An 11,365-nucleotide genomic window follows, 5' to 3' on the forward strand; every position below is an offset into this window, starting at 1 on the left:
GTCCAATAGTCCGGCTTGAAGGTCCTTGCCGCCGCGTCCGCCTCGAATTTCGCGATCTGCTGCAGATGGCCGAGATGGCCGAGCTTCATGCCGGCCTTATGCGTGGCGCGCGCGCAGGCCATGTCGACCGCGACAGCGCGTTCGATGCCGCCGCGCATCACCGCCTTGCAGAAGGAGCTCGAGCGGCCGACCTGCTTGGTCATGGCGAAGATCTTCAGACCGAGCCGATCGGCTTCCTGCTTGAGGACCTTTGCATTGCGCTCGACCGTGTCGAGATCGAGCACATAGGCGTTGGCCGGCAGCTTGCCCTGCTGGTGAAGGCCGATCGCCGCTTCGATGAAGGCGGAGTTGCGGCGGCGCAGAACGTCAAGAAACATGGAAAAGGTTCCTTCAGCGGGATTTGTCGCGCAGCGACACGGCGACGGCGGTGAGGATGATCAGGCCGCGCACGATCATCTGGTCGGAGACCGAGAGGCCCATCAGGATAAGGCCGTTGTTCAGCATGCCCATCATCAGCGAGCCGACGAGGGCGCCGACGATCGAGCCCTTGCCGCCATTGAGCAGCGTGCCGCCGACGATGACGGCGGCGATCACCGTCATCAGATCGGTCTCGCCAAGTGTGTATTTCGCCGCCTGCAGGCGGCCGGCGTAAAGCAATCCGGCGAGGCCCGCGAGCCCGCCGCTGATGGTGAGCACGGCGAGCCTGATCTTTGGCACGCTGATGCCCGAAACGCTTGCAGCGCGGGCGTTGTCGCCGGTCGCCAGCACATGCGCGCCGAAACGCGTCTCGCGGTAGACGAGGTGGCCGACGGCGATGGCGATCACCGTCCACCAGATCAGCGAGGGCACGCCGAGCAGCGAGCCGGAACCGAAGAAACCGGTGAAGGCCTCGTTGGTGACCGAGATCGAACGCAGATCGGTCATAGAGCGCGAGACGCCGGCGAACAGGCCCATCGTCGCCAGCGTCACCAGAAAGGACGGCAGCCTGACATAGGCGACCAGCGCGCCGTTGATGAGGCCGATCAGGATACCGGCGCCCAGGCCGGCGACGATGCCTGCCGCCATCCCATAGGAGGCGATGGTGACGGCGGCGGCGAGCGCCGATACCGCCACGATCGAGCCGATCGAAAGGTCGATCTCGCCGGCCGACATGACGAAGACGAGGCCGATCGCCATGATCGTCACCGGCGCCGTCTGCAGCACGATGTTGGAGAGGTTGCGGACGGTGAGGAAACCGCTGTCCCTCAGCATGAAGGCGAAGAACAGGAAGATCGCCAGGAAGCCGAGATAGACGACATATTGCTGCAGATTGAAGCGGCTGGCGAAGCTGCCCATCTCGGTGCCGGTGTTGGCGCTGGTCATTTTCGATCTCCGATGGTGCGTGCTTCGCAGCCTGCCATGCCGTCTACTTCATGGCGTCCGCGATGGTCGCGGGCACGTCCTTGTTGAGCGATTTCTTCCAGCCGTCCTTCACCGTGTCCTTGGTGACGGCGATGGAATCGACCGCGTAGAAAGGCTCGGCCTTCAGGCCGACCAGCGAGCCTGCGGAGGCTCGCGCCAGCGTCACGCCGATCGAATAGGCCTCGTCGGCGACAAGGGCTGCGATGTTGCCGCCTTTGACCATGTCGAGCGCGGCCGGTTCGTTGAGGTCGAGCGTGACGATCTTGGTATGCGTGTTGCCGGCGGCGCGAAGGGCGGAGAGGACGCTCAGCGCCGGTTCGGCCCAGGTGACATAGATGCCGTCGAGGTCGGGATGCTGGGTGATCATCGCCTGCGCGATGTCCTCTGAGCGCGCCGGGTCGGCCATACCGGCCTCGGCGGCGATCTTCATGTCGGGATAGTCCTGCTCGATGGTCTTCTTGAAGGCGCCGTCGCGCTGGTTGGTGACGTAGAAATCGGCGTCGTGGAAGATGTAGCCGACCTTGCCCTTCTTGCCGAGCGCCTCAGCCATGGCGATGCCGGCCTTGTTGCCCATCTGGAAGAGATCGTCGGAGACGATGGTGACGTAATCCGCGCCCTGCTTGTAGCCGGCCGGGCAATTGTCGACGAAGCCGAGCTTGACGCCGGCCTGGCGGGCCGGATCGTAGACGGAGGCCGCGGTCGCCGGATCGACGGGCAGCGACAGGATGATCGACGGCTTCTTGGCCATCACCGTCTCGACATCGGCCTTCTGGCGGGCGGCGTCGAAGCCGGCATCGGTCTGCGCCACCACCTCGATGCCGAGATGCTTGAACTCGTCGCGCGCCCCGGCGTTGACCGCGTTGGTGTACTCGCTCATCTCGTGCCAGACGAGGGCCGCGGTGAACTTGCCGTCCTTGATCTGCTGCTCCTGCGCCGCCGTCAGCGTCAGCGAGGCCGCCGGAACCGGCTTCTCGCCGTTCGGCCCGGTGGTGACGCCTTCGGCGGCGAAGGCGTGAGCGGCGAACAGGCTCGCCAATACAGTCATGATACCAAATGCTTTGCGCATATCCGTTCCCCTTCTTGTTCAGGAAGACAGCTCCGGCCCGGCAGGCCGAACCGGAGCGTCGGCTCACTTCGCCGCGTCGAGCACCGACTGCGGCGCGTCGCGGTTGAGCGAGTCCTTCCAGCCCTGGGAGACGTTCTCCTTGGTCACGGTGAGCGCCGGCGCGACGACGAAGGCGGGCGTCTGCTGGGCAAGCAGCGACTTCATGCCGGAGGCGGCCATGGCGCGGCCGAGCTCGTAGGCCTTGTCGGCGACGAGCGCGGCAACATTGCCGCCTTTGACCATGTCGAGCGCGACCGGCTCGGCAAGATCGAGCGTGACGATCTTGGTGTGGGTGTTGCCGGCGCCGCGCAGCGCCGAAAGCACGCCGTCGGCCGGCTCGGCCCAGGTCACGTAGATGCCGTCGAGATCGGGATGCTGCAGCAGCATGGCATTCGCCAGTTCCTCGGCCCGGGCCGGGTCGGAGATGCCCTGTTCGGCGACGATCTTGATGTCGGGATAGTCCTTCTCGATGGTCTTCTTGAAGGACTGGTCGCGCTGGTTGGTGACGTAATAGTTGGCATCGTGGAAGATATAGCCGACCTTGCCCTTGCCGCCGATGGCCTTGGCCATGGCGTCGGCCGCCTGCTTGCCCATCTGGTAGAGGTCGTCGGTGACGATCGAGGCGTAGTCGGTGCCTTGCTTGTAGTCCTTGGGCAGGTTCGACAGGAACACCAGCTTGACGCCGTCCTTGACCGCCTGGCGGAAGGCTTCGGCGGAGGTGACCGGGTCGAGCGGCAATGCCAGGATGACATTCGGCTTGGCGGCTAAAGCGGTCTCGATGTCGCTGCGCTGGCGGGCGGCGTCGAACTGCGCGTCGGTCTTGACCGCGATCGAGATGCCGGCGCGGGCGAACTCGTCGGTGGCGCCGGCTGTCACAGCATTTGTGAAGTCGGAAGAGGTGTGCCACAGAAGGGCAGCCTTGTAGCCCTTGTCCTTCAGCGCCGCGATGTCGGCATCGCTCAGCGTCAGGCTGGAGCTCGGCGTGGCGGTCTCGCCCTGCGGACCGACCGTCTGCGCGTGAGCGGCGGCGCCGGCGAGCATCAATCCGCCGGCCAATGCGGCGGCAATCCATTTCTTCATCAGCATGTTTTCAGTCTCCCATTTTCTGCTTCGTTGGTCGTTCAATCGGCCACGCCGCAATAGCGGGCCATGAAGGCTGCGAAGCCGACTATGCCGGCGAGGTATTCCTCGACATCGACGTGCTCCTCGAAAGTGTGGCAGTTGCGGATGTCGCCCGGCGCGCAATAGACGGCGGGAGTGCCCAACCGGTTGACGAAGAACGACGATTCCGACCAGAAGGGCGCACCCTCGATCACGCCGCGGCCGCCCATGGCGCCTGCCATCGATTGCGACAGCATGGCGACCTCGGCGCGCGTCTCGTCGATCTCGGCGGCGGTGCCGCCCAGCCTGTGATCGCGTCCGGCCGGATAGGCGAACTCCACGGCGATCTCGGGATCAGTGATGGCGCCGCGCACCGCGGCCTCGATCTCGGCGGCGGCCGTGTCGAGGGATTCGCCCGGCAGGAGCTTGCGGATCAGCGACAGCGTGCATCGCTCGGGCACGGCGATATAGCCGCCGCCGGTGAGGCCGGTGATCAGCAGGAAGCCGCGCCCGGTGAGCTTGTGCTGCGCCCGGGCGGCCACCTGATCCGAGTGCTCCCACAGCGCCGTCATGGCGGCATGGGCGGCGCGCAACGCATCCTTGCCGAGCTCGGGCACGCCAAAATAGGCCGATTTGCCGGTGATCGTGATGTCGGTGATGAAGAAGCCGATCTGCGCGGCGTAGACGGCAAGCTGCGTCGGCTCGACATAGACGGTAAAGTCGGGCGCAGTAACTTCACCCGCCTCGATGCGGCCGACGAAATGCTTGATGCCGGCGGAGACGCCAGTGCCGGGCTGGCCGCTCTCCTCGTCGCCGACGAAAGCGAAGGCCACATCGCCCTTGAGGCGGATGCCGGCCTTGTCGAGCAGCGAGAGCGCCGCCAGCGAAGCGGTGATGCCCGCCTTGAGGTCGCCGGAGCCGCGGCCCCACACAGCCCCATCGATGACGGGCGCGCCGAACGGGTCCTCGCGCTCGGTGCCGGACCAATGCTCGCGCCAGCCGTCGACATGAACGGTGTCGGTGTGGCCGATGAAGAGCAGGCGCCTGCCATCGCCGGCACCCTTGCGTTCGCCCCAGACGTTCGGCCTGCCGGGCAGGAAATCCGCCCGGCTCAAGCCGTTCAGTCCCAGCTCGCGCATTTTCGCCTCAAGGAAGCCGACGAAATTCGCCTCGTTACCGGTGATGCTTTCGCAGCCGATCGCGCCCCTGAACAGCGCCAGGGCCTGGTCGGGATCGAGAGCGGCTCGCAGCCTGGTCACGATATCTGCGGTCACAGCACGACCTCCTTCAAGGCAGCCGCCTGGGCGGTGGGAAGGGAAATGCGGCCGTCCGGCGCGTCGACGCCGAACAGCGTGTTGTGCAGCTGGCCGAGACCGATGGCGGCCGCGCCGATCAGCGCGGCGCGCGCGCCCAACTCGCCGGCCTCGACGGTGACGGGGTAGGGGAAGCACAGCGGCATCAAGTCCTTGACGCGCGAGAGGATCTCCGGCCTGAGGCCGATCGAACCTCCCAATATGACCTTCTCGGGATTGGCGACGGCGGCGATCGCCGCAATGCCTTGCGCCAGATACCGCGCCGTCTCGTCGAGCACGGCAAGCGCTGCCTTGTTGCCTGCAGCCGCATTCTCGAAGATCGCCGGAACCGTGACCTGGGCTCCGGTCAGGGACCTGTAGCGTTCGGTCATCGCGTGCGTCGCCACCGCTCGCTCGAAAGCGCCGGTGCGCAGCGATTCAGCCGCGAACGGATCGGCGCCGATCGGCATGAAGCCGATCTCGCCCGCGGCATGGGTGGCGCCGCGCACCAGATGCCCGCCCAGCATCAGGCCGCTGCCGACGCCGGTGCCAAGCGCGATATAAGCGAGATTGTCGATGCCCTGGCCCTGGCCAAGCCAATTCTCGCCGAGCACGGCGAGATTGACGTCGTTTTCGATCATCACCGCGACGCCGAGCACCTTTTCGAAGGCGTCGAGGACATTCATGGCGTCGAAGCCGGCAATGTTGGGCGCAAGCAGGATGCGGCCGGTCGCGGGGTCGGGCGCGCCCGGAGCGCCGATGACGGCAAGGCGGATCTTCTTGCGCGGAATGCGCTCGCGGGCGGCGGCCTGGAAGGCAAGCGCCGCGATCTGGTCGATGACGAACTGACCGCCGCGCGGATCGGTCGGCGTCGCCGCCTCGGCGAAGATCTGGCAGGCGAGGTCGGTCAGCGCCACCCGCACCTTGGTGCCGCCCAGGTCGACGGCGATGATGTAGGCGGCGTCGTGGACGAGCTCGTAGGTGACGGCGGTGCGGCCGACATGGCCGCTGGTGCGGCCGGTCTCCTGCACCCAGCCTTCCTGCTCGAGCCCGCGCACGATCTCGGAGATCGTCTGCTTCGACAGGCCGGTGAGCTTCGAGATCGAGGCCCGCGAGATCGGCCCGCCCTGGACAATCGCTTCCATGACGGAGCGCTGGGAGAACTGGCGGGAAATACGCGGCAGGTCGCTCACATACGCCTCGATTAATTCGTTCTGTCACCGAACTTATTGGTGAAATGATGCCTTGTCAACGATCACGTCGGATTGTCGGAGACCGCAATCGAAAGAGGGGTGATTTACTGGGGCGCCAGCTGCCGCACCGACCCGGCAACCGCGGCGAATCGAGATTGCTCACAGTTCGGGCCGGCGGAAGCGAGCGATCAAGCCGGTTCCGAACACGCGCGTGCTGGCTGGTCAGTGCGTCGAGCCACGTCAGTTCCTGTCGACCGGCTTCGAACGCATCCTCGACACCGTCTCACGCTCCGCACGTTTGGAGCGCAGCGGCGGCAGGCCGCGATCGACGAGGTCCATGTCCTCCAGCACCATGTCGCCCATGCGCTTGAAGGCGATGTCGAGGGCGCCGGCGCGATGCGCGGAACGCAGGAAGCCGGGGAGGGTGCGGACGGGATGGTCCTTGGGCAGCGGCTCTTCCGGGAAGACGTCGCTTGCGGCGACGATGTGGCCGCTCTTCACCGCTTGCATCAAGGCCTGGAAATCGACGACGCCGGCGCGGCTGAGCAGGATGAAGGCAGCGCCCTTGCGCATTTTGGCAAAAGAGTCGGCGCCGAGAAAACCCTGGTTCTCGCTGGTGACCGAAGCGACGACGAAGACGAAATTGCTTTGCGACAGCACCTCCTCCAGCGAGGCCGGCTCGACGCCATTGTCGACCAGGATCGACGGCGGCAGCCACGGATCATAGACCTTCGTGCGGGTGCGGAAGCCGGTCAGCAGGCGGTTGAGCGCACGGCCGAGATCGCCGAAGCCGATGATGCCGACATCGGCGCCGGAGAGAAGCCGCGCGGTCTGGTTGCCGTCGCCGCCCCACAATTCCTTGCCCTGGCGGAAGGCGAGATCGGCGTCGACGATGTTGCGCGCGAGATTGAGCGCCATGGCGAGGCCGAGCTCGGCCACCGGTTCGGCAAAGACCATGCCCGTGGTGACGACATGGATGCCGCGCGCGAACAGCGTCTCATAGGGCATGTTGTTGAGGAGGTTGGTCTCGACGTTGAAGATGCAGCGCAGCGCCTTCAATTTTTCCAGCGTCTCTGCTGAAATCGGCGGCTGGCCGATGATGTAACGCGCCTCGGCCAGCGTCTCGGCGGGTAGGGCAGAAACACCTTCCGGCGTGGTCTCGACAATGCGATAATGGCTGCGCAGGCGCGCCAGTTGCGGCGGCGTGAAGATAAGGTCCAGCGTGCGCGGTTCGGGCGCGCTGATCACCAGCGGCAAGGTCTTGTCGGACATGATTTTCCTCCCGGGACACGATTGGATCGCGTCAATCACATCTTCGAGTCTTACCCACGATGAAACGATTTACAAGAACGAAAAATCGATTTATCGATTAGAATAGCGAGGCCGAAAGTCGGCTGCCTGCCCTCGGGAGGAGGTCAATGGCGCAACGGGAAACCCAGCAAAGGCGTCCGTCGATCCACGACGTGGCAAGCCATGCCGGCGTGTCCGCGGCGACCGTTTCCAAGGTGCTAGCCGGTGTCACAACGGTGAAGCCTGAAAACGCGCAGCGCGTCCTCGATGCCGTCGAGCGTCTGGCCTATCGCGTCGATCCACTAGCTTCCGACATGCGCAGGGCCAAGCGCCGCATCATCGGCGCCATCATGCCCGAGTTTGAAAGCGAGTTCTTCGGCCAGATGGTCACCGAACTTGAAGGCCTTGCCGAGCAGCGCGGCTACACGCTGGTCGCCGCATCGAGCCGTGAATCGGAAGCGCGCGAGAAGGAGATCCTGGCCCGCATGCATGACTGGCGCGTTGCCGGCGTGGTGCTGGCGCCGGTGCGCAACGAGCACGGGCCGGCGGCCGCCTTCATGAAAGCCAACGGCATGACCGGCGTGCTGATCGACCGCGTCTTGTCCGACGACGCTTTCGATACCGTTTCCGCCGACAGCGCCGCCGCCAGCGCCGAGGTTGCGCGGATGCTGGTCGGCAAGGGCCACAAGCACATCCTGATCATCGGTCTCGCCGAAGGCGCGGCAACCGTGCGCGCTCGCCTGGAAGGTTTTCGCACCCAGGCGCTGGCGCTCGACCCATCCATCCGCATCGACGTGATCACCTCGGAGGTCAGCGTCGAGCCGCTGCGATCGTCGCTGCGCGATTATTTCGGTCGGGGCGAACGGCCGACCGCCGTCTATTCGCTGCTGCTCAAGGGCACGCTTGTCGCGCTGTCCGAATTCCGCCGGCGCGGCTGGCATTGCCCGAACGATATCTCACTGGTCGGCTTCGACGACGCCGAATGGATGCAGGTGACATGGCCGGCGATCGCCGCCGTGGTGCAGCCGGTCCGCCAGATCGCCAGCGAGGCGATGAACCTTTTGTTTCGCAGGGTCGAAGGCGCGGTGGGGCCACCCACGGCGCGGCTCGAACCCTGCCAGGTGTTGGAGCGGGAATCCGTTGGCTCGCCAGGCAACGGCCCGCATTCCGGGGGAGGAGACCGACAATAGCCCCCATTGTCGACAACGGAAGGACGGTGCCGGCCTGGCCAAGGCATCCGGCGCGTTAGATCAGAAGGAGGACTGGAATGACATCGCTTACCCTGAAGATAAATCGATTTACCCTTGCATTGGGCGTAGCCCTGGCTTTTTCGGCCATCGGCGTCGCCAAGGCCGAAGACGGCGAATATGGCGTGCTGATGAAGACGCTGGCCAATCCGTTCTGGGGCGCGATGGCGCAGGGCGTCGAGGACGGCGCCAAGGAAGCAGGCGTGAAATATTTCCAGCAGGCGGCCGAGAGCGACCAGGCGGCCGAGCCGCAGCTGAACCTCTGCAACACCATGCTCGAGCGCAAGCCGGTGGCGATGATCACCGCCGCCATCAACTCGACCAACCTCCTGCCTTGCCTTAAGTCGGCGCAGGATGCCGGCATCAAGATCGTCGACCTCGACAACAATCTCGACCAGGCGGTGCTCGACAAGGAAGGCGTGAAGGTGACTTTCCATATTGGCTCCGACAACATCGCCGCCGGTGCGCAGGGCGCGGAGTATCTGGCCAAAAAGCTCGGCAAGGACGCCAAGGGTCCGGTGCTGGTCATCGAGGGCCTCTCCGGCAACATCACCGGCGAGAAGCGCGCCAAGGGCTTCGCCGACAAGCTGAAGGAACTGGCGCCCGGCCTCGAGATCGTTGCCTCGTTGCCTGGCGACTGGGACCGCGGCAAGGCCGCCTCGATCGCCACCGACACGCTGACCGCGCATCCCGACCTCGTCGCCATCTTCTGCGCCAATGACGGTATGGCGCTCGGCGCGGTGGAGTCGGTCTATGCGGCCGGCAAAGGCCCGCAAGTGACGATCATCGGCGTCGACGGCAATGTCGATGCTGTGAAGTCGATCAAGGAAGGCCGCCTCAACGCCTCGGTGGCGCAGCTTCCCTATCTGGTCGGCAAGCAGGCGGTGGAGAACGTCAAGAAGGCCTTGGCGGGCGACAAGGTCGAGGACAGCATCGCGGTGCCTACGCTGGTGCTGACCAAGGACGTGATCGACGCCGGCAAGGAGCCGATGCTGCAATATGTGAAGTGAGGAAATAGGCAGTAGGCAGTAGGGAAGCAGCAGCTCGCACCGCTATTATCTTTTCCCTACTGCCTAAGCCCTACTGCCTTACCGCCCTCTCTCGAAGGTGCAAAGACATGGCTTCTGAACAGCCCGGCTTCTGGGCTCGGGTGCAGCGCGCATCCGTTGAAAGGCTCCACATCAGGCTGGAGTCGCTGGTGGTGCTTCTGGCGCTGAGCACGGCGATGGCGCTGTTGTCGCCCTATTTCCTGTCGCTCAGCAATTTCCTCAACATCCTGCTCGCGACCTCGACGATCGGCGTGCTGGCGATCGCCGCCACATTCGTCATCGGCTCCGGCGGGCTCGACCTGTCGCTCGGCTCGGTGATGGGACTTGCCGGGGTCGCCGGCGCCTTCGTGGCCGTCAATCTCGGCTGGCCGTCGGTGCTCGCGGTAATCGCCTGCATCCTGGCCGGCGCCATCGCCGGTCACATCAACGGGCAGCTGGTCACCCGCGCCTTCGTGCCGGCCTTCATCGTCACGCTCGGCATGCTGGGCCTGGCACGCGGGCTGGCGCTGGTCATCTCGCAGGGCAGGGCGATCTACGGCCTGCCGCCCGAGATCGTCTATATCGGCCAGGGGCGGCCCTTCGGCATTCCGATGCCGGTGATCATCTTCGTGCTGACGGCGATCGTGGCGCATGCGGTGCTTGCCTATACGCGCTTCGGCCGCCACACGCTGGCGCTGGGCGACAGTGAAGGGGCGGCGCGTGCCGCGGGCATCCGCGTAGAGCATCACCGCCGCATCATCTACACGCTCTCCGGCGCGCTTGCCGGGCTCGCGGGCCTGCTCTTCACCGCGCGCGTCAATGCAGGCGACCCGACCGCCGGCATCAACTACGAGCTCACCGCGATCACGGCGGCGATCATCGGCGGCACCAACCTTTTTGGCGGCCGCGCCTCGATCCTCGGCACGATGATCGGCGCGCTGATCATGGGCGTGCTGCAGAACGGGCTGACGCTGCTTGCGGTGCAATCCTACTACCAGCAGATGGCGATCGGTGCCGTGCTGATCCTCGCCGTGTTCATCGACCAGTACCAGGTGCGGAAGGAGTCGCGCGTATGACCCTGCTTTCGCTTCGCGGCATCCGCAAGAGTTTTGGCGCGGTCGACGTGCTGCATGGCGTCGATCTGTCCGTCGCGGCCGGCGAGGTGGTCGGGCTGGTCGGGGACAATGGCGCCGGCAAATCGACGCTGATGAAGACTATCACCGGCATCTACCGCGCCGACGCGGGCTCGATCGAATTCGACGGCAAGGACATTCTTGCCCTCGACCCTGGACAGCGCCGCCAACTCGGCATCGAGATGATCTACCAGGATCTCTCTTTGGCCAAGCAGCAGGACGTGGCGTCGAACATCTTTCTCGGACGCGAGCCGACGAAGAGACTGTTCGGCCTGTTCCCCGGCTTTGTCGACAAAGGCGAGATGGATCGCCAGGCGTCGAAGATGATCGAGCGGCTCGGCGCGCATCTGCCGTCGATCAATCGCTCCGTCGGTTCGTTCTCCGGCGGCCAGCAGCAGACGGTGGCGATCGCGCGGGCGCTCACCTTCAACCCGAAGCTCGTCATCATGGACGAGCCGACCGCGGCGCTTGCCGTGCGCGAGGTGCAGAGCGTGCTCGACCTCATCCGGCGGCTGCGCTCGGAAGGCATCGCCGTCATCCTGATCTCGCACCGGCTGAACGACGTGCTGTCGGTC

10 protein-coding genes and 1 pseudogene are annotated in these 11,365 nt (G+C 65.4%); 4 read left to right on the top strand and 7 right to left on the bottom strand.

Annotated features, from left to right (window positions below):
• The 7 genes and pseudogenes from EOA23_RS25805 to EOA23_RS25835 all read right to left on the bottom strand — a co-directional run.
• Window positions 1–377: pseudogene (locus EOA23_RS25805) on the bottom strand (YhfX family PLP-dependent enzyme); the annotation flags it as partial.
• 13 nt (window positions 378–390) lie between these two features.
• Window positions 391–1,362 carry an ABC transporter permease gene (locus EOA23_RS25810; RefSeq protein ID WP_127306224.1) on the bottom strand — a complete coding sequence of 324 codons (972 nt, stop codon included), beginning with the start codon at window positions 1,360–1,362 and terminating at the stop codon, window positions 391–393.
• A gap of 43 nt (window positions 1,363–1,405) precedes the next feature.
• Window positions 1,406–2,467 (bottom strand): substrate-binding domain-containing protein, encoded by a 1,062-nt coding sequence (locus tag EOA23_RS25815; protein ID WP_245474349.1) that lies wholly within the window; start codon window positions 2,465–2,467, stop codon window positions 1,406–1,408.
• Between the two features lie 63 nt (window positions 2,468–2,530).
• Complete coding sequence (locus EOA23_RS25820; protein WP_127306225.1) at window positions 2,531–3,592, bottom strand: substrate-binding domain-containing protein; 1,062 nt, start codon at window positions 3,590–3,592, stop codon at window positions 2,531–2,533.
• Between the two features lie 35 nt (window positions 3,593–3,627).
• Window positions 3,628–4,881: a M20/M25/M40 family metallo-hydrolase gene (locus EOA23_RS25825; protein WP_127306226.1), complete on the bottom strand. Its 1,254-nt coding sequence runs from the start codon at window positions 4,879–4,881 to the stop codon at window positions 3,628–3,630.
• Window positions 4,878–6,092, bottom strand: coding sequence for an ROK family transcriptional regulator (locus EOA23_RS25830; RefSeq protein WP_126059942.1), 1,215 nt, complete (start codon window positions 6,090–6,092; stop codon window positions 4,878–4,880). Before EOA23_RS25830 ends, EOA23_RS25825 begins: the two co-directional genes overlap by 4 nt.
• A 240-nt stretch (window positions 6,093–6,332) precedes the next feature.
• Window positions 6,333–7,364 (bottom strand): hydroxyacid dehydrogenase, encoded by a 1,032-nt coding sequence (locus tag EOA23_RS25835; protein ID WP_127306227.1) that lies wholly within the window; start codon window positions 7,362–7,364, stop codon window positions 6,333–6,335.
• A gap of 146 nt (window positions 7,365–7,510) precedes the next feature.
• Here EOA23_RS25835 and EOA23_RS25840 point away from each other — a divergent pair, with 146 nt between their 5' ends.
• The 4 genes from EOA23_RS25840 to EOA23_RS25855 all read left to right on the top strand — a co-directional run.
• The gene (locus tag EOA23_RS25840; RefSeq protein WP_127306228.1) at window positions 7,511–8,572 is read left to right on the top strand and encodes a LacI family DNA-binding transcriptional regulator; all 1,062 of its coding nucleotides are present in this window, start codon (window positions 7,511–7,513) and stop codon (window positions 8,570–8,572) included.
• Window positions 8,573–8,649: 77 nt separating this feature from the next.
• The gene (locus tag EOA23_RS25845; RefSeq protein ID WP_127306229.1) at window positions 8,650–9,639 is read left to right on the top strand and encodes a substrate-binding domain-containing protein; all 990 of its coding nucleotides are present in this window, start codon (window positions 8,650–8,652) and stop codon (window positions 9,637–9,639) included.
• A 107-nt stretch (window positions 9,640–9,746) separates the two neighbouring features.
• The gene (locus EOA23_RS25850) at window positions 9,747–10,733 is read left to right on the top strand and encodes an ABC transporter permease (RefSeq protein WP_126059946.1); all 987 of its coding nucleotides are present in this window, start codon (window positions 9,747–9,749) and stop codon (window positions 10,731–10,733) included.
• Window positions 10,730–11,365, top strand: a 636-nt coding sequence (locus EOA23_RS25855) for an ATP-binding cassette domain-containing protein (protein WP_145966483.1), incomplete at its 3' end; no start/stop codon positions are given. The genes EOA23_RS25850 and EOA23_RS25855, both read left to right, overlap by 4 nt.

The organism is Mesorhizobium sp. M2A.F.Ca.ET.042.01.1.1 (genome assembly GCF_003997405.1).
In the GTDB taxonomy this organism is placed as follows: domain Bacteria; phylum Pseudomonadota; class Alphaproteobacteria; order Rhizobiales; family Rhizobiaceae; genus Mesorhizobium.